Genomic DNA, 22,909 nt, shown 5'->3' with positions numbered 1-22,909 from the left:
GTTTTATTTTCTGCCAAAATTTTTCATTTCTAAAATCTCATCTACACTACCTAGCGGTGCTCGTTTTTTAAGTTCAGTAAATTCACGAAATATATTATTACCAAATTTATTCTTATAATATTCGGGTTCTAGAGTTATAATATCTATTTTAAGATAATTTTTGGTTTTAGGTATTTTAATTATTTTCATAAACGGTTTTATGTTATTATATCACCAATTATTTCTGAATAATATTCATGTTCTATATAGCTATTTTTAAAGCTAAGATCTGCTAATGTTTCTAAATCACAAGTGATTAAAGGTTCTTGTTCGTGTTGATTTTTTAATAAATAAGGACTAGTACAAAACCAAGCGAACTCTCCTTTTATCTGGTCAGCAGTTAGTTTATTTAGTACTTCACCATTTTTCCCATACAAAATAAAGTCAGAAAAAGCACCATATCCTGCTTCGGTAAATTTTATGGGAACTTTCTTCTCACCTAAATTTCTTGTTGATTTTTTAAAATATATTCTAAATAAGCTTTAAAATAATGCTTATACTCTTGTCCCTCATATCGTGTACACTTAGTATTTTGATATTTAGATTTTAATTCCTCTAAAGATTCTTGCGGTATTTTTATGTCTTAATGTCCTATATATATTTTATCTAAAATTTGTTTTTTCTCATATTCTTTAATAATAATATGAGTCATATTTTTTGTTAGAACAGTAATCATATATTCTTTTTTGTTAGGATAAATAATCTCTGCACATTTAGCAATAAAACTGTGAAGTTTAAGCGAAAGACTTGAATGTTTTTTAGTATTATTATAGTCATATATTGGAGCTTTTGTTATTCCTATATGTGAAATAAAATTTGCGTTTTTGAGAAGTTGTCATAGTTATAAGCATTTCTACCGATGGTATATCAATACTACTTTTCTGTTCCCATGCTTTATTATAGGTAAAAACTACATATACATCTGTTAAATCTTGGTCATGATATTCTATGCTAGAGTCAAAAGCATCTAGTCCCATAAAAGCTTTTTTATATTCTTTTTTCCCAGACTGGTTTATAAACTCCCACTGTTTCTTTGAGAAATTTTGCCAAGTAGTTACATTTACTCCATTAACTTTTACCATATAAAAATGTAAATCATCTTCTACTTCATAATGATAAATTTCTGATTTTACTTCTTGTGCTTTATATAGCTTTGTAAAAAGATGTTGTAAATTAGAATATTTTTCATCTATTTTACTGAAATCAAATTCAGAGAAAATTCGCAGAGCTTGCATATATTGCATGTCTATATTATCAGGCCCTTTTGCTTCTTTGCATGCAACTTTTATAAATTTATTTAATTGTTCTTCTTGCTCATTAAAATCATTTTTTTTAATAAAATTTCTTTCCTATAATTTGCATCATCAATATTACGTACTATTATTAATATCTATTCTATGCCTGTTTTTAATCTTAGAGCAAGAATTTCATTGACGAATTCAGAAATTTTAATTTCATGTTCTGTACTATATTGGGAAGGGCGAGCAATTTTTATAGATTGCGGTTTTAAATTATTACCTAATTTTAAAATAAAATCTTTTACTTCTGGCCAATCTCTATAATTTGATATATCTAAGGAAATAATTTTATCTGTGGCGGTACTTAAACCTAGCAAAGTAAAAATCTCTTCTAAGCTCGCTTTTTGTTTTCTAAGGTTTAAAATACCCTCTTCCATAGAATATAAGGCTTCTTCTAATTTAGCTTAGCTTTTTTCATTTTATAAATCTTTTAAATATTAATCCTTAATATTATATAAATTAATATTTTGTCAATTATAAACTAATTATCTCTTCCATATCCCTTGGCAACTCACAAGAAAATTCCATAATCTCATTACTAGTCGGATGAGTAAAACTTAAATACCAAGAATGCAGGGCTTGACGTTTAAAATCAATTAATTTTGCTTTTAGTTCAGGGGGAGAATGAGCAATTTTTCGGTCGTTATTGCCGTAAGTTTGGTCGCCGACTACCGAATGCTTTAAATGGCTTAGCTGTACTCTAATTTGGTGAGTTCTACCCGTGCTAAGCTTGCACTCCACCATACTAATACTACCTTTATAAAATAATTCTAGAGTCTTATAATGTGTAACGGCTTCTTTGCCGCCATATTTTAATATGGTCATTTTTTGGCGATCGCTTCGGCTGCGACCTATATTATTCTTAATGACTCCTTCTAGCGGATTTATTACTCCCCACACTAACGCTTTATATTTCCGTATTACCTGCCTTTGTTCTATCTGATTTGCAAGTAGCATATGTGCTTTATTATTTTTAGCAACTACCATCAAGCCCGTAGTGTCTTTATCTAAACGATGTACTATCCCGGGTCTTGCTGATGAGCCGATATCCGATAAGTTTTTTGTATGATGTAATAAAGCATTAACAAGCGTATCGTCATGATGCCCTGCTCCCGGGTATACCGTCATACCTGCAGCTTTGTTAATGACTATCAAATCATCGTCTTCATATATTATATCAAGTGCTACATTTGCTGCTGCAATTTTTAGCTCTTCAGGTTCTTTAAAAGAAAATAATATAATATCATTCTCCTTGACCAAAACATCAGGATCAGAAATAATTACATCATTAACTAGTACTTGCGAATCTTTAATAGCTTTTTGGATTTGATTCCTTGAAACATTTTCAAGAAGCGATGATAGAGCTTTATCAAGCCTTATGCCATTTAGTTCGTGTGGTACGGAATATTTTAACATATTTTATTTTAAGATAATGAATAATACGCTTAAATGGTTAAGTGCAATCGGTGTTGAATATTATTGCCATGAACATCCACCGCAATTAAAGGTACGTAATAATACTGAACTAACTGAAAAGCCACAAGTAAAACTTATGTCTACAAAAGCAACTGCATTCAATATGAATGATAAAGTTCATGATAATATAACCCTAGCAAGATCTCTTGCCGATAAAGCTAATAATATCGAAGAACTAAAAGAATCTCTACTAAATTTTAATGGTTGTGAACTTAAGAAATTTGCTACTAATACGGTTTTCGGTGACGGTAATTTGGAAGCTAAAATTATGTTAATAGGCGAAGCCCCGGGAAGTACCGAAGATTTGAAAGGAATACCTTTTTACGGCGAAAGTGGCAATTTACTTGATAATATGCTACACGCTATCGGAATTTCACGAAAAAATAACGCTTATATTACTAATACGGTATTTTGGCGTCCTCCTGCTAATAGACAGCCGACGTTCGAAGAAGTCGATATTTGTAGACCTTTTGTCGAGAAGCATATTGCTCTTATTAACCCGAAGCTAATTATTCTAGTCGGTAGCACGGCTGCAACTAGCTTACTTGGAAAAAATTCGGGTATTACTAAAATTAGACAAGAATATTATTTTTATACCAATAAATATCTATCCGCTCCTATTCAAACTACGGCAATCTTCCACCCTGCCTATTTACTTCGCCAACCTATGCAAAAACGCACCTCTTGGTATGATTTACTCAAGATTAAGGAGTATGTAGTCAATAATAGACTTCTTGCATAACTTGTACATTAATCTAGTACTCACAGCTTCACGTACTTTTCAAAATAATTTTCTACTGGACAATTAGTCGTATATATGTGACAGTGTAATCATCTCTAGTTAAGTTTAATATGCAAAACACTAAACAAATACAATTTTTATAACAGATATTCTGCTATTAAATGCAGGTAATAAAGATACTCAAGGCAAAGATATTAAAAAAGTCTTAGAAATAATAGAAGAAGTTTATAAACGAAATTGAGGGTGTTATATGGAAAGTTTACAGATTATTTAAAAGAAAAATTACAAAATGAGGAAATATTAGTAGGGATATTAATGAAGCGTTAGAGCAATATTTCGTGGATCATAATAATGAGCTATAATGGCTACTTTAAAAGAAGCCATTATAGCAAGAGGAGGTATAACAAAAATCTCTAAAGAAGCTCATATAAATAGACAACATATATATAGAATGTTATCTAGCAAAGGTAATCCAAGTGTCGACAATATAGGATCTTTATTAAATACTTGAGGCTTGCAGTTGAAAGTAGAAGCATGTGCGTTTTAAATTTTCATTAACCTTGCAAGTTGAGCAAGATATCAAAAAAAATTTTTAAATCATAATTCATTTCTAATTTCATTAAATTAGGGTTATACTTACTGATGTATAAAATAAGGTATATCCATATGACCAATGAAAATAATAATGATTCAGAATTTGCTGAATTAAAAATCAGAGGAAAAATATTTAAATTACCTATACTTAAAGCAAGTATCGGTGAGGATGTAATCGATATAAGTAGGGTATCTGCGGAAGCTGATTGCTTTACTTACGACCCGGGTTTTATGTCTACTGCGTCTTGTCAGTCTACTATCACCTATATAGACGGTGATCAGGGAATCTTGCGGCATCGAGGGTATGATATTAAAGACTTAGCTGAGAAAAGTGATTTTTTAGACGTGGCATATTTACTGATTTATGGGGAACTACCAAGTGGAGAGCAGTATAATAATTTCACTAAACAGGTTGCTCATCATTCATTAGTGAATGAAAGATTACACTATTTATTTCAAACCTTTTGTAGCTCTTCTCATCCTATGGCTATTATGCTTGCGGCTGTCGGTTCTCTTTCGGCATTTTATCCTGATTTATTGAATTTTAAGGAAGCAGATTACGAACTTACCGCTATTAGAATGATTGCTAAGATACCTACCATCGCCGCAATGTCTTATAAATATTCTATAGGACAACCGTTTATTTATCCTGATAATTCGTTAGATTTTACCGAAAATTTTCTGCATATGATGTTTGCAACGCCTTGTACGAAATATAAAGTAAATCCAATAATAAAAAATGCTCTTAATAAGATATTTATCCTACATGCCGACCATGAGCAGAATGCTTCTACTTCAACAGTCCGAATTGCCGGCTCATCCGGAGCTAACCCTTTTGCTTGTATTAGCACGGGTATTGCCTCACTTTGGGGACCTGCTCACGGCGGGGCTAATGAAGCGGTAATAAATATGCTTAAAGAAATCGGTAGTTCTGAGTATATTCCTAAATATATAGCTAAAGCTAAGGATAAAAATGATCCATTTAGGTTAATGGGTTTTGGTCATCGTGTATATAAAAACTATGACCCGCGTGCCGCAGTACTTAAAGAAACGTGCAAAGAAGTATTAAAGGAACTCGGGCAGCTAGACAACAATCCGCTCTTACAAATAGCAATAGAACTTGAAGCTATTGCTCTTAAAGATGAATATTTTATTGAGAGAAAATTATATCCAAATGTTGATTTTTATTCGGGTATTATCTATAAAGCTATGGGTATACCGTCGCAAATGTTCACGGTACTTTTTGCAATAGCAAGAACCGTAGGCTGGATGGCACAATGGAAAGAAATGTACGAAGACCCTGAACAAAAAATCAGCAGACCTAGACAGCTTTACACCGGTTATGTACATAGAGAGTATAAGGGTATTCGGGAGAGGTAAACATTGTCGTCATTGCGAGCGACTGCAAGGAACGTGGCAATCTCAAGAGATTTGATGAGATTGCCACGTCGCTTCGCTCCTCGCAATGAAAATATAAATCATATGCATTTTATTGATGAAGTTAAAATATATATAAAAGGTGGGAACGGCGGTAATGGTTGTGTTAGTTTCCATCGTGAGAAATTTATTGACAGAGGCGGACCGGACGGTGGTGATGGTGGACGTGGCGGTAGTGTTATTTTCAGGAGTAATCACCATCTTAATACGCTAGTAAATTATCGATATAAACAGCATTTTACCGCAGAAAACGGCGAAAACGGTAAAGATTCAAATAGAAGCGGTAAATCAGGAAAATCATTAGTTCTTGATGTTCCGATCGGTACTCAAATCTTTTCCGAGGACGGCAATATATTATTGCATGATTTCACTGTGGATGATCAAAGCTTTGAAATAATTAAAGGAGGAAGTGGTGGTCTTGGTAACAGCCATTTCAAATCGTCGGTTAATCAAGCTCCCAGAAAGCGTACGGAAGGAGAAATGGCCGAAGAAATGTGGATTCATTTAAGTTTAAAACTTCTCTCTGATGTTGGGCTTGTGGGGCTTCCAAATGCCGGTAAATCTACTTTTTTATCCGTTGTAACGGCAGCCAAGCCTAAAATTGCCGATTATCCCTTTACTACTTTAGTGCCGAATCTTGGAGTGGTATATGTTGATGACGAAGAGTTTGTCATAGCCGATATTCCTGGCTTAATTGAGGGGGCTCATCAAGGTCACGGACTTGGTGATAAATTCTTAAAGCATATAGAAAGATGTAATGTATTAATACATTTAATAGACGGCTCTAGTAATGATGTAGTTGCAGATTATAATACGGTACGTCTTGAGCTTGAATCATATTCCGATTATCTAAAAAATAAAATCGAAATCATATGTCTTAATAAATGCGATGTTCTCACAGATGAGGAAATACAGGAAAAAATAAATAAGTTGCAGAAAGTTACTAATAAAGAAGTTTTTCCTATCTCTACCTACACTCATGCTGGAGTAAATAAAATAGTTAAACTTGCTTTAGGGACTATAAAAAATCAGGAGTAATACTACTAGGTATTGCCTGCGTGGATACTGAGGATTGTCATTGCGAGGATTCCTGAGATTGCCACGCTCACTAACGTTCGCTCGCAATGACGACTTGATATCCACGCACTAATATCCCCTCGCAATGACAGTTAATAAACTTTAAATTAAAGTAATACGTTGCTCTTCTGCTTCTAGATATTTCTCTAGCTCTTCCTTAGTATATTTCTTTTCGTTAAGCTTTATTTCGTGATTAAATATATATTGTATAGCTTTGTCTTCTAAGGCAGGACCTGTAAGTCCTTCAATTGCTCTAGGATTATTTTTATAAAAATCAAATACCATATTTTCCTGCCCAGGAAAATTACGTGCTTGTTGCATAATAACTTTTCTTAAATCATCAGGCTCTAATTGCAAATTTTTAGATTTTGCATATTCAGCAAGTAATAAGCCTATTCGCACACGGCGTAGGGCTAATTTATTATAATATACTGTTATTTCTTTAGAGGATTTATCTTTCAATAATGATTCATCTTGTTCATTTTTATCGGTTTCGGACTTTAGAATATTTTTTTCTTGCTCTAATAAAGATTCCGGTACATCAAAATCTAACAATTTTTCTAACTTATCAAATAAGTTCATTTTCATTATAGTATTAATAGCTTCTTCCGACTCATTTTCTATTTGTTTAGTAAAATGTGTACGCAATTCTTCAAGGCTATTACTTTGGAATTTTTTAGCAAATTCGTCATCGATAACGGTAGGTTCTGCAGTATGTACTGCTTTAATTTGTACTACAAAACGAGCATCCTTACCTGCTAAATCTTTAGCATGGTAATTTTCAGGAAAAGTAACATTAACATCTACTTCACTACCTGTTTTAGAACCTATTAATTGTTTCTCAAAACCGGGAATAAGTGCATTACTACCTATTATTACCTTAAAATCATTTAATTTACCGTCCTCAAAAGCTTTCTCCTTGATGTACCCGATTGCATCAATAGTAACCTGATCTCCGTCTTTTATTTTTGCTTTACTTTCTTTAGTATAGTTTTTTGTTAATGCGGCAAGTTTTTCTAGTTGTTCTTCAACATCTTTAGAGTTTACTTCTAACGTTGGCCGATCTAGTGAGATTTGTTTTAAATCCGGAATAGTAATTTTGGGTAATAGCTCTATTTTTACGGTAAATTCTAAAGCTTTATCGGATTCGTTTTGTAATTCTTCAATTTTGGGTCTACCGATTATATTTAGATTATGCTCTTTAATAATGTGGTTTACTGAATGGTTAATTCTTCTTTCTATTATATCATTCCTGACAGAAGTACCGTATTTTTTCTTAACAATTGAAACCGGTACTTTACCGGCTCTAAAACCTGCTATTTTAACTTTTTTGGTTAAATCAAGTAATTCTTTTTGAATATCGTCATCTATCTCACTTAAAGGAGTAGAAATTCTTGCATGAAAATCCAATCCTTCATTTTTTAATATGGTAATTCCCATTTTAATAATCCATTAATTCTGTATATAGTTTGCTAATCAAAATAAACTAAAGAGCTGAAATATGCAATAGTTTTTGTAAAATCCCATTAGGATTAGGCATTGCTAACTGTGAGTTTCGCAGAACTCACCTTTGCTAGCATATAGTCGTCTATTTTTGCAATCACTAACTATTTCGCGTTAGCACTTAACAGCAATTGAGCCATTTCCATAGCAGTAAGCTTCTGCTTCTTATAATTTTCAAGGGCTTTAATAATTTTGGATATATCAAATATCTTATCGGTATTATTAATATAACAATATTTAGCCCGATTTCCCCTTTTTTATTGTATTAATATCCAGTTCGATGTTTGATATAGTACGTAATAACCTGTTTAATTCGTGTCTATAAATCATTATGATGATTTTTTTCTGCTATCTGCTACTTTATTCTTAGTGCTAAGTAATCGTTTGTCGTTGCTTGTTTGTACTTTTCGTTTTGTTTCGTCAGGATAAGTATTAACAATCCATGTGGCTATTTGAGCATTACTAAATTCTTTCCCTGGATGAGCTTAAGGAACTCAATAACTGCATTTTTACGGTCAAATTTTTTATTATAATATACCTCATTATAATTCACCGCTCTATTAGTATTATTAACATAACAATATTTTTAGTCAAAAGCCCTTTTTTTATTATCTTAATGTTCGGTTATGGTTGTAGGTAATAGCGTCTTCATTTCATTTTTATACAAAAGTATCGCTATTTCTTTTGTGTTGCTCATCTTGTTAACGCTCATTAATAGCTTATCGTTAATTGTTTGCACTTTTCGAGCAGCCTCTTGAGAGTACGTTTCAACTATTCATACGGCTATTTGGAAAGCAGTAAATTCTTTTCCGGTATTAATCTTAAGAAACTTAATAATTGCGGATTTAAGATCAAATATCTCATAGCATTTATTATCATGATTAATTATGTTATTAATATTGTTAACATAACAATATCTAAACCAGCGTCCTCTCTTGGTTATTTTAATTTTCACTTCTATTTTTTGTATAGCGTTCAATAGCTTATTCAATTCATTTCTATAAATTATGATAATAATTTTTCTCTTTCTTACTTTGCTTTTAGCATTAAGTAATCGTTTATCATTGCTTGCTTCCTCTTTGTTCTTTGCTTCTTCAGGATAAGTATCAACTAGCCAGGTTGCTATTTTAGAAGCAGTAAACTCTTTGCCGGCATGAGTTTTAAGGAGTTTAATAATTGCAGTTTTGCGGTCAAAAAAAGACATATTCGGTAATTATATTAAGTTAAAATTCATATTACTTTATTTTTTAGACATTGCTAAATTAAAGATGGATATTGTCATGCGCTAAGCGACTAGCCGTAGTCGATTTTGTAGAAGTACTTTTTTCTTTTTTGTTATTGCTCGTTTGTTCTTTATCTGAGTTAAAAGCTCAATAATTACAGCTTTGTATTGAAATTTTGCAGAAAAAATAAATTATAAATGCTTCAAAGTAAACAAATTAATTATATAGAAATAAAAAATTAATATTATATTGGTATAAAAATACAACTATTTTTTAAATTACATAAAGATAAGGTATTTATGGGGTAACCCTTTATTTTTTAAAGAGAATTTACAGGGTTATATCTTACTTTTTTTAGAGTATATTTCAATAAACTAGATGATTTAGGAGCAAAAGCAAATAAATTGGGTATAAGATTTGTGGCATTGTTAACCAAAGATAGATATCATCATGAGCTAAACAACTGAAAGCATTGTTGCGTGGAGGCCAAATCGTCATTGCGAGGCGCGAAGCGACGTAGCAATCCAAAAAAATAATTAAAAAAATTCTGTAAATCAGAATTTTTTACTGGATTGCTTCGTCGAATTACTACGTAATTCTTCTCGCAATGACGGAAAACCGATCCGCGCAACAATGCCACGCAGTAATAAGAACATTTTTTATTAGACTGCTTCGTCAATTACTGTGTAATTTTCCTCACAATGGCGTTAAGCAATAAGATTTAAGCGTACTTCTTCGTTAAGTTCTTTAGCAGAAGATAATTCTATATCAAGTTCGGCAAATATCTGCACTAAAGCTACAGATAAATCATTGATCATTTTGTCGGTATGGGCAGGGGTTGGGATGATTCGGAGGCGTTCCGTACCTCTCGGTACGGTTGGAAAATTGATATGTTGAACGTAAATACCGTATTCATTAAGGAGCATATTTGAGGCTTTCGCCGCTTTAATCGGATCACCAATAATTATCGGCACTATATGACTTGCATTTTTCAAATAAGGTATATTAAAACGTTCAAAAGAATTTTTAAGTTTTGTAACTACTTCTTGATGTTTTATTCGTTCTTCATTCGATTCTTTAAGATGTCTAATACTATGCGTTGCAGCGGTAGAAATTACCGGCGGCAATGAAGTAGTGAAAATAAACCCTGGAGCGGTTAGTCTTATAGCGTCGACTAAATTATGGTTACTAGTGATATAACCGCCTATAGTACCATATGCTTTGGCAAGCGTCCCTTGAATAATATCGATTTGATCACTACAATTAAGAAGCTCGGCAATACCGCTACCCTGTTTACCGTATAAACCGACCGTATGAACTTCATCGATAAAGGTTAAAGCATTATATTTTTTGGCTAAGTTGATTATATCTTTGATAGGTGAGAAAAAACCGTCCATAGAGTAAGCCGATTCAAAAACAATAATTTTCGGTCTATTAATATCGACTGATTGTAAAAGCTCTTCTAGATGCTTAACGTCTAAATGTCTATATATATATTTCTCGGCTCTTGAACTTGTAATCCCTGCAATGATTGATGCATGATTTAGCTCATCGGAGAAAAATACTATATCCGGCATGATTTTAGCAAGACTTGCAAGCGTTGTATCATTTGCAACAAAACCGGATGTAAAAACTAAAGCTGCTTGCTTTTTGTGTAAATTTGCAAGTTCTTTTTCAAGCTCAAGAATGGCGATATTATTACCGCCGATATTGCGAGTTCCGCCTGATCCAACACCGTATTTTAGCAAGGCATCTATAGAAGCTTGCATTACTTTTGCATGTTTACTCATACCCAAATAGTCATTAATGCACCACATAACTATTTGTTTATTAGCGTGTTCTGCAAAAGGAAAATTATCGGCTTGTCTTTTTAAGGCCTTAAATTCTCGATATCTTCCTTCGCTTTTGATCTTATATATATGTTTGCTAAATATAGTATCGTAATAAGACATTTTCTCGATGTCATTCCCGCGTAGGCGGGAATCCATTTTATTAATTATAAAATTCTATAATCAGATATTTTGAACGTTCTTCCTGGATTCCCGCCTACGCGGGAATGACATCGAACAGAACAATACTTCTAAACTCACGTTTGCAACCATTCTACATTAAAATTAAAAAAGTTTAAAGTGATAATATGGCTTTTTGTACAATATCGTTTAATCTCTTTGAAAATGCACCTGTATCAGCAACCGGTTCACCCTCTAAAATACAGGCTTGATCAAATATTAGATTAACCAATTCTTCATTATTTTTATTATTTGCTTTTAAGTCGTTAAAGATTTTCTCTATGATTTTATTTTTAGGGTTTAACTCTAGATTTTTAGCTGAGGCATTAGCTATTTGTTTCTGCTCAATCAAAAATCTCTCCATACGAATATCCATAGCAGCGTCGCTAACGGCAAGACAAGCAGGACTTGAAGTAAGTTTTTTAGAGATCTTAACTTCTTTTACCAACTCCCCTAGTGTCTCTTTAAAATAATCTGTTAGCAATTTATATTCATCATCGGATTTTTTACTATCTGTATTTTTCTCCTCAGATTGTGAAGTAGTTTGCTCTACATCGATATCGCTTCTTGTCGCTGATTTAATAGCATGTTCTTTATATTTGCTATTAACATTTACCCAAAAATCATCCACTGTATCGGTAAAAAGTAATACATCGATTTTTTTACTTAACAACCCTTCGATTTGTGGGCTTGAAAGTAATTTATCGGGGTTATCACCACTTAAATAATATATAGTACTCTGCCCTTCTTTAAAATTCGTTATATATTCGTCAAGGCTGATCATTTTATTATGCAAGGCACTTCTGAATATGCATACCTCTAATAATTTTTCATGATCGGTAGTAGCCTCACATAAACCCTCTTTTAAAGCACCGCCGAAATTAGCCCAAAACTTATTATATTCTTCAGGTGATTCCTCTTTCTTTTTTCTAAGCTCGCCAAGCACTCTTTTTGTAATAGCATTTTTGATTTTCTCAAGCACGCTATTATGCTGCAGTGATTCACGGCTAATATTTAGTGGTAAATCTTCTGAATCAACCACGCCTCGTAAAAATCTTAAATATGACGGGATTAAATCTATATTCTCATCAGATATAAATACTCTTTTTATATATAATTTTACTCGCCTTTTGCGATCAGGGTGGAATAAATCAAATGTTTTGCTTGATGGAATGAAAAGTAGGTTAGTAAATTCTATAGTTCCCTCGTTTTTATTATGCATAGTTATCCAAGGGTCATCAACGGCATAAGATAGGCTTTTGTAGAATTCTTTATATTGTTCTTCCGTAATTTCCGATTTCGGTCTTGTCCATAATGCAGAAGCTGAATTAAGCTGGATTTCATTATTACCAGCTTCATCAAAGAAATATATCGGTACTGCTATGTGATCGGAATAGCTTTTAACGATGTGTTTTAATCTAAAATGATCAAGGAATGTATCTTCTTCCTTTTTGATATGTAAAACGATTTCCGTGCCTCTTGTGAACTCTTTATCTGAGTCTGAGACAGTATATTCACCAAGCCCGTCTGATTCCCAAATATGGACTTTATCTTCCCCAGCTTTTCTTGAGGTTACAGTCACTTTATCGGCTACCATAAAGCTTGAATAAAATCCAACACCAAATTGACCGATTAGCATATTGTCTTTTTTAGAATCACCGGATAGGCTTCTAAGAAAATTTGCCGTACCCGATCTTGCAATAGTACCGAGATTTTCAATTAAATCGTCTTTATTCATGCCGATGCCGTTATCACGGATAATGATTTGTCCGTTATCCTTATCGACTTTAACCGTAATTTTAAAATTGCTATTGCCAGCTACTAATTCACTATTACTTTGAGATAAATAACGTAATTTATCACAAGCATCCGAAGCATTGGAAATTAACTCCCTCATAAAAATCTCTTTATTACTATAAAGAGAGTGAATCATTAAATTTAAAATCTTGCCAACCTCGGCATCAAATTTCTTTTTTTCTTGTGTCATAATTATTCCAGTTAATAAATTATTTTTTCGTCATATGACTGCTTATGTCATTCCTGCGGAAGCAGGAATCTAGAAAATAATAAATATAAACTGGATTCCCGCCTGTGCGGGAATGACATTGGAAGTCTAGCAACAACTGTACCTTATTTAATATAGGAATTAATAATCAAATTTAAATAGTCTTCATGAATATTTTTTATCAATATCGTTTTTAAGCTATGAGTATGACCTTTAATAATTTCGATATTACTACGTGATAATTTCCATTCTTTTGCTAAATAATTTATGATTTCTTCATTCGCTTTACCTTGTGCCGGTATTGCTTTTATAGATAATTTTAGATATGGGATATTATTAATAATTACAAAATTGCTAATGAGATTTTGTTTAGAATTAGGCTTTACTTTAAAACTAAGTAAAGCCTGATGTGAAGAAGAATTGTAATTGTAGAATTTATCCATGAATATTTTTTATCATATTTGCTTATTATTTTTAATAAAAAAAGAATCCTTGAAAAACTTTGCTTAAACTGATATAACGTTTACCATAAATGTTTAGCACCCTTAGCTCAGCTGGATAGAGCAACAGATTTCTAATCTGTGGGTCAGAGGTTCGAATCCTTTAGGGTGCGCCATTCTTCTTTTTCGGTATTTCTACAAAACGTATCAAACTGCAGATGCAGCATAAAATCAAGCTTTTGACTGTTTAACTGAATATTAATTGTCTTTCACCAAGTCTCTAAACTAAGCAGCTCTGCTCTTTCTTCTAAATAGTAAATTTATCACCTTATAAAACGAAATATTAATAATTTAATTAAAAATATTTCTCAAGTTTATTAATTAAAGCTTTAATTTCTTTTGTGTTAACTAATATTTAATAATCATGATATCACAAGTATAGCTCTATATGTAGACATAAATATGAAAATTAATGGAGCTAATAATGGATTAAAAGAAGAAATGGAACTATCATCAGACCATTCTGGTGTAATGCTTAATTTAAAACCGAGTAATAATGAAAAAGAGTTTAAAGAAAAATTAGAAAAGATTATTAATACTTATGAAAAGGGAAGGAAAATCCTGAAAACACAAAAGCAATTTCTCAAGAAATCAAAAAAGAATTAGAGAATCTAGATATATGGTGCAAAGAAACAGCTAAAAAAGATAATTCGCATGTTTTTAAAATATTGGACAAGTTATAAAACATAGTTTTAAAACTTTGGCTAACATAGGAAATAAAGAAGCTTTCAAAAAAGAACAGAAAGAAGTAGGTATTTATATGGATACTATAACACATGCTAATAAAAATACTAAACAAACACTAGAACGCATAAGGGCTACTATTAACAAACATAAATCTCTATTACTACTCCCAAGAATATATAGCAAAAAAGCAAGCGAGGATCTGTAGAAAGATAAATAATAATTACTCGAAGCTGGTAAATGTGTTGATAATCGTCCACTAGGGTATGCCATTAACCGAAAACCAACAAGCCGCCTTAATCTCGTTTATTTTCAACTGTGGGGCTGGGGCATTTCAAGCATCAACATTGCGGCAAAAGCTAAATCGAGGTGAATATGCAAACGCTGCTAACGAGTTACTGCGATGGATGCGTGCTAAAGGCGGTCTTAAGCTGCAAGGTTTAGTGAAACATCGGCAATATTATAGATTATAATTATTAAAACTTCTGATTATGTTCTTTAATTCTCTAATAATACGCATTTTATAATTTTTGCTGAGTGTCTTAAACTCAGAGATATTATAGGAAACCTGCTATAAATATTTATCAATTAAGCAGACATCACCGGAGAAGGAGCAAAAGATTTTGTCAGATAATTTCCACTGTCTTTCTCCAATTTTTCAAAATGAAATATACCAAATCCAATACTTGTTGGAATCATAATAATTAATACTCCCCAGTTTCCAAAGGTTTTTATTAAATAAAACCAAAAGAGCTAATAACATACATACAAGCAGCTGATACAGCATATGTAAATGTTACAGAAGTAAAGCGTTTAAAGATTGGAAAATGTCTAAAACAATTTGGTACAGCCTGCATAACATTAAGGGCAAAAGCCATGATAAGTGCTTGAATATAGATTAATAATATTTCCTAATGCCTAATTACAAATCAGAGGAATCTAATATATTAGACCAAACTTTATCCCAACCTTTTGCATGAGAAATATTAGGAAAAGTTTGCTTTTTTACACACGGTGAGTTACTTGTTTTTACGTAAAGTGCTGCTATGAAAGGCGGGACTCTTTTGTCATCCATGCCGGAGAGATGTAATTGAGGGATATTATTAACCTGTTTTGCATAATTTATCGGGTTTAAAGATTTAACTAAGTAACCACGATAATTATGATATTTATCAAACTTTTTAGTATCTAAATTACCGGCAATCGTTATAATATCTTTAACATTACTATTTTGAGCGGCAATTAATATTGTAAGTCCGCCGCCACCGGAGAAGCCGACTAAGCTAAATTTTTGTCCGTTATTGATAATATTTATGACATTGTTAATTGAATCTACGACTTCCTGCCCCATTCTTTTATCTAACCAATAATCGCTAATGCATTTTGAGTTCATTTCTAAAGGAGTATATTGGCAAGGTCTTGCTATATAAACAATATTCGGTCTTTTATCCATTGTAGCAAGCTTTAAGAGCATCGGATTAACAGGAGTAGGGTTGTCGGAATTAACAGATCCATCCGCAAGATGTCCATCTCCCTCAATATAGAATACAAAAGGTAGGTTACGGTCGGTAATACGCTGATAAGTCGTAAGAGTAAAATCACCACCGTTTACTAGCCTCATCTGAAAGTTATTTTGAGTTGCTATATCTTGTAAATGCTTTACCCTGCTAGCTACATCATGAATAGTAGAACACCCTGAAAGAAATATTGGTATTAAAAATATTATTGCCCAAATAAAATTTTTCATAACAATTTTGATTAAAACGGTATTTCGTCGTCTAAGTCGCTATGGTCAAAGGAATGATTTTTAGTTTCAGGATGTTTATATTCGCTATGCCCTGAATCTTGAGTATGATTATTAGAGTTTTTACTATCTAATAATATTAATTGTGAATTAAAGTTTTGTAACACAACTTCCGTGGTATATTTTTCTTGACCTGAATTATCATTCCACTTACGGGTTTGCAATGAACCTTCAATATATAATTTGCTACCTTTGGTGATATAGCGTTCTGCAACAGATACTAACCCTTCACTAAATATCACTACTCTATGCCATTCAGTTCGTTCTTTTCGTTCGCTGGTAATGCGATCTTTCCAAGTTTCGGTTGTTGCTAAGGAAAGATTAATGATTTTTTTCCCTTCGCCCGTAGTTCTCATTTCCGGATCACGTCCTACATTACCTATTAATATTACTTTATTTAAACTACCTGCCATAGATTACTACCTACTTTAAAATATTATTATTGCAATAATAAAATAAAAGAGCCTATAATACTACAGGTTTTTTAAAAAATATCTCAAAAATTTTGTAGTGAAGTGATTATGAACCAAGAATATATTAAGGTACGCGGTGCTAAAGAGCATAATCTAAAAAATATAAATGTTAATATTCCAAGGAATAAATTTGTTGTTATCACCGGTCTTAGCGGTTCAGGCAAGTCTTCTTTAGCGTTTGATACTATTTATGCAGAAGGTCAAAGGCGATATGTTGAAAGTTTATCTTCATATGCAAGGCAATTCTTACATTTACAAAATAAACCTAATGTAGAATCTATTTCCGGATTATCGCCTGCTATTGCAATTGACCAAAAAACTACTTCCAAAAATCCACGTTCTACGGTTGGAACTATAACGGAAATTTACGATTACCTTAGGTTATTATATGCAAGGGTGGGTATTCCTTACTCTCCGGCAACCGGTCTTCCGATACATAGCCAAACAGTTTCCGAGATGGTAGATATAATTAACGAACTACCTAAGGGTACGAAAATATATTTACTCGCTCCTATTGTTAGAGGACATAAGGGTGAGTTCAAGCGTGAAATTATGAATCTGAAAAAGCAAGGCTTTCAGAAATTAATAGTTAACGGGGAAGTTTGCGAAATTGATGATTTACCGAAACTTGATAAAAATAAGAAGCATAATATAGAAGTGATCGTTGATAGAATAGTTCTAGACGAAAGTTTAGGTAATAGACTTGCAGATAGCTTAGAGAGTTCATTAAATCTTGCCGAAGGTATTACTTATTTGGAAATTGTAGAATTACCGCCGGCAGTTAAGAGCGAGTTTGAACAAAATCAGCGTATTACTTTTTCCGAGCAATATTCTTGTTCGGTATCGGGTTTTCAGCTTACTGAAATAGAGCCTCGAATCTTTTCTTTTAATAGCCCTTTTGGAGCATGTCCTAAATGTGAAGGGATAGGTAAGGAGTTTTTCTTTGATAGAGATTTAATAGTTCCGGATCAAGGAATTTCTATTAAAGACGGTGCAATAGTGCCTTGGGGTAGTACATCTTCTAAATTTATCCTAGAGACATTCAAGGCTCTTGCCGATCATTATAAATTTTCTATTGCAGTACCTTTTGTAAGTTTATCACAAAATGTTAAGGATATTTTATTTGAAGGTTCAGGAGAAGAGGTAATAAAGTTTGAATTTCACGATGGTTCTAAAACGCAAATAATAAAACAACCTTTTGCCGGTATAATACCAAGTTTGCAAGAAAAGGACCGTATTATAGAATCGGTTTTAATTAAAGAAGAACTAACTAAATTTAAGTCAGAGCATAAATGTACTGCTTGTTCAGGGTTTAGATTAAAAGATGAAGCATTATGCGTTAAAATAGCAAATTTTCATATAGGCGAAGTAGCAGGTATGAGTATTGCAGACTTGCAAAAATGGTTTAGTCACTTAGAAGAAAAATTAAATAAAAAGCAATTATTTATTGCTGAGCGTATACTCAAAGAAATTACCGAGAGATTAAAATTTCTTATGAATGTCGGGCTTGATTATCTAACGTTATCACGAGAAGCAGGTACTTTATCGGGGGGGGAAAGTCAGCGTATTCGTCTTGCATCTCAAATAGGTTCAGGACTAAGCGGTGTTTTATATGTACTTGATGAGCCGTCTATCGGTCTTCATCAACGAGATAATACAAGATTAATTGAGACACTAAAAAGGCTTAGAGATCTGGGTAATACCGTTTTGGTAGTCGAGCATGACGAAGAAACAATATATGAAGCAGACCATATTATTGATATAGGACCGGGAGCCGGTATTCACGGCGGTCGTGTTATTGCGGAAGGAAGTGCTGAAGAAATAAAGAATTGTGAAGAAAGTATCACAGGTAGGTATCTAAGCGGTCGTCAAACAATCAAAGTGCCGTCTGAAACAAGAGTAGGGCATGATAATAGGGCAATTGAATTACTTGGGGCGGTTTCCAACAATTTAGATAATGTTGATATCAAAATTCCGCTTGGTACTTTTACCGCTATAACGGGAGTATCGGGAAGCGGTAAATCAAGCTTGATGATTCATACCCTATATAAAGCGGCTCTAAAGCATTTAGAGCCAACTAGCAAAGTATTTCCCGGCAAATATAGAGAGTTAAAAGGACTTGAATATATTGATAAAATTATTGATATTAATCAATCTCCGATAGGTAGAACTCCTCGTTCAAACCCTGCGACTTATACAGGTGCCTTTACCCATATTAGGGATTGGTTTGTGGAATTACCTGAATCAAAAGCTAGAGGGTATAAAGTAGGCAGATTTTCGTTTAACGTTAAAGGCGGTAGATGTGAAGCATGCCAAGGTGACGGGCTAATAAAAATAGAGATGCATTTCCTACCTGACGTATATGTAAAGTGTGATATTTGTAACGGTCACAGATATAATAGAGAAACGCTTGAAATAAAATATAAAGGTAAATCTATTGCCGATATTTTGATGATGACTGTAGAAGATGCGATGCAGTTTTTTGAAAAAATACCGTTAATCTATGAAAAATTAATTACCTTAAATGAAGTGGGTCTAGGCTATATTAAAATCGGTCAGTCTGCTACTACTCTTTCAGGTGGTGAAGCACAACGCATTAAGCTTGCTAAAGAATTATCAAGACGTTCAACCGGTAAAACGCTTTATATACTTGATGAACCGACTACGGGATTACATATCGACGATATTAATAAATTGTTAAAAGTGTTACATAAACTTGTTGATATGGGCAATACCGTTTTAGTTATCGAGCATAATTTAGATGTTATAAAAACTGCAGATTATATTATTGACGTCGGTCCTGAAGGTGGCGACAAAGGTGGTAAGATAGTTGTATGTGGCACCCCTGCCGACATCGTTGCCTGTGAGGAAAGCCATACCGGTAGATATTTAAAGCAATATTTGGTGTGATCTAATATAAATAGCAAGTTACTCTATATAATTTGCTATTTTATGTATTTCTAAATTATACTTAACACTCATCCCTTGATTTCGTTAAGAAAAATTAATCTAATCCTTTTCTATTTTCTAAAAATTATTATATTTTGTGGTTATTACCATGTTTTATGGTTTTCTGTAGAATAATCATAAAAAAAGAAGATTATATGTCTGATATTAATTTTGATATAGAGGTAAAAGGCAAAAAGTATAATTTTTCTAAATTACCTGCCGATGATATGAGAGGTTTTATGCTTGGTAAATTTAGTAATTCTTGCCAATCTATAGGGCATGATTCCGAAAGATGTGTTTTAGACGGTATGAGTAAAGCAAATGCCGGTTTTTATATAATTACAGATGATAAAGGAAATATAAGAGCTTAGTCATATGTTTGGCTTGCTGGAGAGGTAAAAAAGAATGAAAAAGCCACTTCTATGGTACTAGATTCATTTGAGCATTTAGGGAAAGAAGATAAATTATTATTTGTACCTATAATAAATAAATTGAGAGAAGCATTACAAAAACAAGCATTAAATTTATATGTAGGATGTAGCGGACAAACTCCTAAACTTGATATAAACACTATACTTCATCCAAAACCAATGGAGCAAGATTTATATATGGCGATGCAACAAATGTTTATCCTATTACACGAGAAGTACCAACAATAGAATTAAACTTAGGAAAAAATGCTAATAAACTAGGTTAATCAATATTCTACTATTGAAGAGCTAAAAACTGATAGTAAATTACTACAACAAATTATAATAAGTAAGCAAATTAACCGAGATTTAACAGAAGAGGAAATATCGTTGCTTAACATAGGTTTTACTTTTGCACAAATTTCGAATATAGAAAACGATAAACAAGAATTCTTTGTTGAAAATGACTATAATATAAAAAGTTTGACTGACGCCGGTGTTAGTGTGAAAGAATTACTTGCAATGGAACCAAGTCAGCAAGACTTAGTTATTAAAAATAGTTTGCGGATAAAAATCTTAATTGACTACGGTCTTAGTATAAAAAAATTACTTGCTATGGAAGTAGGTCAGCAGAAACTCTTTATTGAAAATAGTTATAAGGTAAAAAGCTTATCTAAAGCCAGGCTCACTACGAAAGAATTGTTTAATGTGATAACAGGCCAACAAGAATCAGGTAATACAAATGAAAATGATTTAACTCAGTTCGATAATACGGATCACAATGCATTAAAAGTAGAGGTGATAGGGATGCTACAGAACAAGCTTAGGTGAGCGTGGAATACAATTCAAGTATAATAGAATTCTTGCATAACATAGCTAATAAGGAGAGATCCTTTTGGAGACAAGTAAGTTATGCAAGAATTCTAATGCTTATGGTCATGGTGGTGGGTATAGAAGCCTAGAGCAGAAAGTGCATTTGAGAATTCAGAGTTAGGAGTTATTTCATTTGGTATTCCGCTGCAACATATGTGACCGTTTAAGCATATCACTTGATCGGAGTTTTTTATTACGGTAAATAAATCATGAGAAATCATAAAAACCGTAATATTTAGCTTTTTACGAATCAAATTAATAAGCTGATAAAATTCTTGTTGGCTTGTTACGTCTAAAGACTGTAACGGTTCATCTAAAATAATTAAGTCGGGATTATTAACTATTGAACATGCAAGCACTACCTTTTGAAACTGCCCTCCTGAGAGCTTAGAAATTTCTTGATCTTTTATATGTTCCAAATCAATAAATGAGTTAATCTCTTTAATATTGTCATTAAAATTACTTGGTGCTAACAAATCTAAAAATTTTTTTACTGTAATAGGTAAATCAGGGGTTAATCCGAACTTCTGCGGTACATATCCAATTTTTAGTTTGGGATCAATTATAATCTCGCCGCTTGTAGGTTTTTCAAGCCCAAGCATTAATCGTACTATGGTAGTTTTACCTGCACCGTTAGGTCCAATTAAAGTAGTGATATTATTTTTTTTGACAGTGAAACTAACGTTATTTATCGGCAATTTATTACCGAATTTTTTAGATACGTTACGAAACTCGATTATAGGTTTTTGCATGTGTCAGTTCACTTCTGTCATCCCGTGGCTTGACCATGGGATCCAGTAATAAATACTAAAGTTATTAATGTTTTAAGTTATTTATAATCATTTAGAGCATATAGTTTAAAAAAATAACGATGAGGTTTGCCGGCAGGTGGACAAGGACCGCCGTATTTTTTTTCTTGCCAGCTATTATTTTAAATTTTAATACTACTATCTATTTGTCCTGCTGAAAGCTTAGTAATAGAAGCAGAAACATTATATATTACCCAATGATCCCATATACCGTGTGGCGGTGCTATTTCTACCGGTGCATCCGGATCATCCATTATACGTGCAAAAGATTTAGTATCTGAAGGAGCATTCTCCATTCTAGATGCGGTGAAACATTGTGTCCTTTAAAGTAAATTTACCAGGAATGCGATCATTATTATTTAAATGCCGTACTTGTTATGATGAAAGTCATAGGTTGCTGCTTTTGTTATAACGTCATTGAGAGCAGCCATAAGCTGCATGGCAATCTCATGAAATAATAAAACCCCTGAGATTGCTTCGTCAATTACTTCATAATTTCCCTCGCAATGACGTTTTGTCTATCAATTCACAACTTGCCATTGTCCGTCAGGTTGGCGGCATGCATTACCGTATGCTTTTTGTTGTTTTCCGCCTATTACAACTGTTTGAGTGTACTCACGGCAATATTGACCAGTGCTATTTCTATAAGTTTTATTAGGTGTTACGTAACCATAATTGCCGTTATCCGGATTACGCCATTCTACGTTACTACCGTTAGGAGCTGTTTCTAAAGCTTTCTGTGAGGTAAGCTCTGCAATTCTTCTATCCTGCTCATCCATACCTGCACCGACTTGTCCACCAAGAACTGCTCCAAGTAATGCACCTACACCTACTCCAACAAGCTGTCCTTTGCCCTTACCGAATTGAGAACCAAGTAATGCGCCGCCAGCACCGCCAAGAAGTGTTCCTGTACCTTGTTTATTCATACCGCCCGGACCGTTACAGGCTTGTAACGTAGAAGCTGCAAGAGCTATAATCATAATTTTAGATAATAGTTTCATATA

General features: G+C 33.0%; 24 protein-coding genes, 1 tRNA gene and 5 pseudogenes. 13 read left to right on the top strand and 17 right to left on the bottom strand.

Annotated elements, in window-relative coordinates:
* Nucleotides 1-3 precede the first annotated feature (3 nt).
* The 5 genes from A3305_RS02565 to A3305_RS02535 all read right to left on the bottom strand — a co-directional run bounded on the left by A3305_RS02565 (nt 4) and on the right by A3305_RS02535 (nt 2,753).
* Nucleotides 4-189 carry a hypothetical protein gene (locus A3305_RS02565; RefSeq protein ID WP_004997160.1) on the bottom strand — a complete coding sequence of 62 codons (186 nt, stop codon included), beginning with the start codon at nt 187-189 and terminating at the stop codon, nt 4-6.
* An 8-nt stretch (nt 190-197) separates the two neighbouring features.
* A complete protein-coding gene (locus A3305_RS02560) occupies nt 198-416 on the bottom strand; it encodes a hypothetical protein (protein ID WP_014391631.1) in 219 nt (72 codons plus the stop codon).
* A gap of 396 nt (nt 417-812) precedes the next feature.
* Nucleotides 813-1,274 carry a hypothetical protein gene (locus A3305_RS10155; RefSeq protein ID WP_226983977.1) on the bottom strand — a complete coding sequence of 154 codons (462 nt, stop codon included), beginning with the start codon at nt 1,272-1,274 and terminating at the stop codon, nt 813-815.
* A 155-nt stretch (nt 1,275-1,429) separates the two neighbouring features.
* Nucleotides 1,430-1,714: a hypothetical protein gene (locus tag A3305_RS02540; RefSeq protein WP_014391628.1), complete on the bottom strand. Its 285-nt coding sequence runs from the start codon at nt 1,712-1,714 to the stop codon at nt 1,430-1,432.
* Nucleotides 1,715-1,811: 97 nt separating this feature from the next.
* Entirely contained in the window at nt 1,812-2,753 is a 942-nt protein-coding gene (locus A3305_RS02535; protein ID WP_014391627.1) for an RluA family pseudouridine synthase, read from the bottom strand.
* A 16-nt stretch (nt 2,754-2,769) separates the two neighbouring features.
* On the opposite strand from A3305_RS02535, the gene A3305_RS02530 reads away from it, so the two are divergent.
* The 4 genes from A3305_RS02530 to obgE all read left to right on the top strand — a co-directional run bounded on the left by A3305_RS02530 (nt 2,770) and on the right by obgE (nt 6,624).
* Entirely contained in the window at nt 2,770-3,555 is a 786-nt protein-coding gene (locus A3305_RS02530) for a uracil-DNA glycosylase (RefSeq protein ID WP_014391626.1), read from the top strand.
* Nucleotides 3,556-3,916: 361 nt separating this feature from the next.
* Entirely contained in the window at nt 3,917-4,066 is a 150-nt protein-coding gene (locus tag A3305_RS09390; protein WP_014391625.1) for a DNA-binding protein, read from the top strand.
* A gap of 155 nt (nt 4,067-4,221) precedes the next feature.
* A complete protein-coding gene (locus A3305_RS02525) occupies nt 4,222-5,529 on the top strand; it encodes a citrate synthase (RefSeq protein ID WP_014391624.1) in 1,308 nt (435 codons plus the stop codon).
* A gap of 102 nt (nt 5,530-5,631) precedes the next feature.
* Nucleotides 5,632-6,624 carry a GTPase ObgE gene (gene obgE, locus A3305_RS02520; RefSeq protein ID WP_045799363.1) on the top strand — a complete coding sequence of 331 codons (993 nt, stop codon included), beginning with the start codon at nt 5,632-5,634 and terminating at the stop codon, nt 6,622-6,624.
* A 141-nt stretch (nt 6,625-6,765) separates the two neighbouring features.
* On the opposite strand, the gene tig is transcribed toward obgE, so the two are convergent.
* The 3 genes and pseudogenes from tig to A3305_RS02500 all read right to left on the bottom strand — a co-directional run bounded on the left by tig (nt 6,766) and on the right by A3305_RS02500 (nt 9,370).
* Nucleotides 6,766-8,103, bottom strand: a complete 1,338-nt coding sequence (gene tig, locus A3305_RS02515; protein ID WP_014391622.1) for a trigger factor — start codon at nt 8,101-8,103, stop codon at nt 6,766-6,768.
* A 418-nt stretch (nt 8,104-8,521) separates the two neighbouring features.
* Nucleotides 8,522-8,818, bottom strand: a pseudogene (locus tag A3305_RS11460) (hypothetical protein).
* 123 nt (nt 8,819-8,941) lie between these two features.
* Nucleotides 8,942-9,370: a hypothetical protein gene (locus A3305_RS02500; protein WP_014391620.1), complete on the bottom strand. Its 429-nt coding sequence runs from the start codon at nt 9,368-9,370 to the stop codon at nt 8,942-8,944.
* Between the two features lie 555 nt (nt 9,371-9,925).
* Between A3305_RS02500 and A3305_RS11770 the strand changes: the two are divergent.
* A pseudogene (locus tag A3305_RS11770) lies at nt 9,926-10,013 on the top strand (lytic transglycosylase domain-containing protein); the annotation flags it as partial.
* Nucleotides 10,014-10,096: 83 nt separating this feature from the next.
* Here the strand turns inward: A3305_RS11770 and hemA are convergent.
* From hemA to A3305_RS02480, 3 genes are all read right to left on the bottom strand, one after another.
* Nucleotides 10,097-11,341 carry a 5-aminolevulinate synthase gene (gene hemA, locus A3305_RS02490; RefSeq protein WP_014391619.1) on the bottom strand — a complete coding sequence of 415 codons (1,245 nt, stop codon included), beginning with the start codon at nt 11,339-11,341 and terminating at the stop codon, nt 10,097-10,099.
* Nucleotides 11,342-11,513: 172 nt separating this feature from the next.
* Entirely contained in the window at nt 11,514-13,385 is a 1,872-nt protein-coding gene (htpG, locus tag A3305_RS02485) for a molecular chaperone HtpG (protein ID WP_014391618.1), read from the bottom strand.
* A gap of 143 nt (nt 13,386-13,528) precedes the next feature.
* Nucleotides 13,529-13,846: a DUF167 domain-containing protein gene (locus tag A3305_RS02480; protein WP_014391617.1), complete on the bottom strand. Its 318-nt coding sequence runs from the start codon at nt 13,844-13,846 to the stop codon at nt 13,529-13,531.
* A 96-nt stretch (nt 13,847-13,942) separates the two neighbouring features.
* On the opposite strand from A3305_RS02480, the gene A3305_RS02475 reads away from it, so the two are divergent.
* The 4 genes from A3305_RS02475 to A3305_RS02465 all read left to right on the top strand — a co-directional run bounded on the left by A3305_RS02475 (nt 13,943) and on the right by A3305_RS02465 (nt 15,060).
* Nucleotides 13,943-14,019, top strand: a tRNA-Arg gene (locus A3305_RS02475).
* A gap of 286 nt (nt 14,020-14,305) precedes the next feature.
* Entirely contained in the window at nt 14,306-14,509 is a 204-nt protein-coding gene (locus A3305_RS10150) for a hypothetical protein (RefSeq protein ID WP_226983975.1), read from the top strand.
* A 94-nt stretch (nt 14,510-14,603) separates the two neighbouring features.
* Nucleotides 14,604-14,795 carry a hypothetical protein gene (locus A3305_RS10145; RefSeq protein WP_226983973.1) on the top strand — a complete coding sequence of 64 codons (192 nt, stop codon included), beginning with the start codon at nt 14,604-14,606 and terminating at the stop codon, nt 14,793-14,795.
* Nucleotides 14,796-14,853: 58 nt separating this feature from the next.
* Entirely contained in the window at nt 14,854-15,060 is a 207-nt protein-coding gene (locus A3305_RS02465; protein ID WP_014391616.1) for a lysozyme, read from the top strand.
* A 115-nt stretch (nt 15,061-15,175) separates the two neighbouring features.
* On the opposite strand, the pseudogene A3305_RS10140 reads toward A3305_RS02465, so the two are convergent.
* The 3 genes and pseudogenes from A3305_RS10140 to A3305_RS02450 all read right to left on the bottom strand — a co-directional run bounded on the left by A3305_RS10140 (nt 15,176) and on the right by A3305_RS02450 (nt 16,804).
* Nucleotides 15,176-15,465 (bottom strand): annotated as a pseudogene (locus A3305_RS10140) (hypothetical protein).
* Nucleotides 15,466-15,505: 40 nt separating this feature from the next.
* Nucleotides 15,506-16,334: pseudogene (locus A3305_RS02455) on the bottom strand (alpha/beta hydrolase family protein).
* 11 nt (nt 16,335-16,345) lie between these two features.
* Complete coding sequence (locus A3305_RS02450) at nt 16,346-16,804, bottom strand: single-stranded DNA-binding protein (protein ID WP_014391613.1); 459 nt, start codon at nt 16,802-16,804, stop codon at nt 16,346-16,348.
* A gap of 108 nt (nt 16,805-16,912) precedes the next feature.
* Here A3305_RS02450 and uvrA point away from each other — a divergent pair, with 108 nt between their 5' ends.
* The 4 genes from uvrA to A3305_RS02430 all read left to right on the top strand — a co-directional run bounded on the left by uvrA (nt 16,913) and on the right by A3305_RS02430 (nt 21,054).
* Nucleotides 16,913-19,774, top strand: coding sequence for an excinuclease ABC subunit UvrA (gene uvrA, locus A3305_RS02445; RefSeq protein ID WP_014391612.1), 2,862 nt, complete (start codon nt 16,913-16,915; stop codon nt 19,772-19,774).
* 194 nt (nt 19,775-19,968) lie between these two features.
* The gene (locus tag A3305_RS02440; RefSeq protein ID WP_014391611.1) at nt 19,969-20,184 is read left to right on the top strand and encodes a hypothetical protein; all 216 of its coding nucleotides are present in this window, start codon (nt 19,969-19,971) and stop codon (nt 20,182-20,184) included.
* Between the two features lie 51 nt (nt 20,185-20,235).
* On the top strand, nt 20,236-20,472 hold the full coding sequence (locus A3305_RS02435) for a hypothetical protein (protein ID WP_041860545.1): 237 nt from the start codon (nt 20,236-20,238) through the stop codon (nt 20,470-20,472).
* Between the two features lie 141 nt (nt 20,473-20,613).
* Nucleotides 20,614-21,054 (top strand): hypothetical protein, encoded by a 441-nt coding sequence (locus tag A3305_RS02430; protein ID WP_041860463.1) that lies wholly within the window; start codon nt 20,614-20,616, stop codon nt 21,052-21,054.
* Between the two features lie 92 nt (nt 21,055-21,146).
* Here A3305_RS02430 and A3305_RS02425 read toward each other — a convergent pair whose 3' ends face one another.
* The 3 genes and pseudogenes from A3305_RS02425 to A3305_RS02410 form a co-directional block, all read right to left on the bottom strand.
* Complete coding sequence (locus A3305_RS02425) at nt 21,147-21,848, bottom strand: metal ABC transporter ATP-binding protein (protein ID WP_014391610.1); 702 nt, start codon at nt 21,846-21,848, stop codon at nt 21,147-21,149.
* A gap of 83 nt (nt 21,849-21,931) precedes the next feature.
* A pseudogene (locus tag A3305_RS11455) lies at nt 21,932-22,296 on the bottom strand (YbhB/YbcL family Raf kinase inhibitor-like protein); the annotation flags it as partial.
* A 130-nt stretch (nt 22,297-22,426) separates the two neighbouring features.
* A complete protein-coding gene (locus A3305_RS02410) occupies nt 22,427-22,906 on the bottom strand; it encodes an RT0821/Lpp0805 family surface protein (protein WP_014391608.1) in 480 nt (159 codons plus the stop codon).
* Nucleotides 22,907-22,909: the final 3 nt, after the last annotated feature.

The organism is Rickettsia amblyommatis, assembly GCF_002078335.1.
GTDB classification, from domain to species: domain Bacteria; phylum Pseudomonadota; class Alphaproteobacteria; order Rickettsiales; family Rickettsiaceae; genus Rickettsia; species Rickettsia rickettsii.
This window is presented reverse-complemented; position numbering and strand designations above follow the sequence as displayed.

Excerpts from the sequence above, each read along its gene's own strand:
- A3305_RS02565 (WP_004997160.1), bottom strand. The coding sequence starts at position 189 with ATGAAAATAATTAAAATACCTAAAACCAAAAATTATCTTAAAATAGAT.
- A3305_RS10155 (WP_226983977.1), bottom strand. The coding sequence starts at position 1,274 with ATGCAAGCTCTGCGAATTTTCTCTGAATTTGATTTCAGTAAAATAGAT.
- A3305_RS02540 (WP_014391628.1), bottom strand. The coding sequence starts at position 1,714 with ATGGAAGAGGGTATTTTAAACCTTAGAAAACAAAAAGCGAGCTTAGAA.
- A3305_RS02535 (WP_014391627.1), bottom strand. The coding sequence starts at position 2,753 with ATGTTAAAATATTCCGTACCACACGAACTAAATGGCATAAGGCTTGAT.
- A3305_RS02530 (WP_014391626.1), top strand. The coding sequence starts at position 2,770 with ATGAATAATACGCTTAAATGGTTAAGTGCAATCGGTGTTGAATATTAT.
- A3305_RS09390 (WP_014391625.1), top strand. The coding sequence starts at position 3,917 with ATGGCTACTTTAAAAGAAGCCATTATAGCAAGAGGAGGTATAACAAAA.
- A3305_RS02525 (WP_014391624.1), top strand. The coding sequence starts at position 4,222 with ATGACCAATGAAAATAATAATGATTCAGAATTTGCTGAATTAAAAATC.
- obgE (WP_045799363.1), top strand. The coding sequence starts at position 5,632 with ATGCATTTTATTGATGAAGTTAAAATATATATAAAAGGTGGGAACGGC.
- tig (WP_014391622.1), bottom strand. The coding sequence starts at position 8,103 with ATGGGAATTACCATATTAAAAAATGAAGGATTGGATTTTCATGCAAGA.
- A3305_RS02500 (WP_014391620.1), bottom strand. The coding sequence starts at position 9,370 with ATGTCTTTTTTTGACCGCAAAACTGCAATTATTAAACTCCTTAAAACT.
- hemA (WP_014391619.1), bottom strand. The coding sequence starts at position 11,341 with ATGTCTTATTACGATACTATATTTAGCAAACATATATATAAGATCAAA.
- htpG (WP_014391618.1), bottom strand. The coding sequence starts at position 13,385 with ATGACACAAGAAAAAAAGAAATTTGATGCCGAGGTTGGCAAGATTTTA.
- A3305_RS02480 (WP_014391617.1), bottom strand. The coding sequence starts at position 13,846 with ATGGATAAATTCTACAATTACAATTCTTCTTCACATCAGGCTTTACTT.
- A3305_RS10150 (WP_226983975.1), top strand. The coding sequence starts at position 14,306 with ATGAAAATTAATGGAGCTAATAATGGATTAAAAGAAGAAATGGAACTA.
- A3305_RS02465 (WP_014391616.1), top strand. The coding sequence starts at position 14,854 with ATGCCATTAACCGAAAACCAACAAGCCGCCTTAATCTCGTTTATTTTC.
- A3305_RS02450 (WP_014391613.1), bottom strand. The coding sequence starts at position 16,804 with ATGGCAGGTAGTTTAAATAAAGTAATATTAATAGGTAATGTAGGACGT.
- uvrA (WP_014391612.1), top strand. The coding sequence starts at position 16,913 with ATGAACCAAGAATATATTAAGGTACGCGGTGCTAAAGAGCATAATCTA.
- A3305_RS02440 (WP_014391611.1), top strand. The coding sequence starts at position 19,969 with ATGTCTGATATTAATTTTGATATAGAGGTAAAAGGCAAAAAGTATAAT.
- A3305_RS02435 (WP_041860545.1), top strand. The coding sequence starts at position 20,236 with ATGGTACTAGATTCATTTGAGCATTTAGGGAAAGAAGATAAATTATTA.
- A3305_RS02425 (WP_014391610.1), bottom strand. The coding sequence starts at position 21,848 with ATGCAAAAACCTATAATCGAGTTTCGTAACGTATCTAAAAAATTCGGT.
- A3305_RS02410 (WP_014391608.1), bottom strand. The coding sequence starts at position 22,906 with ATGAAACTATTATCTAAAATTATGATTATAGCTCTTGCAGCTTCTACG.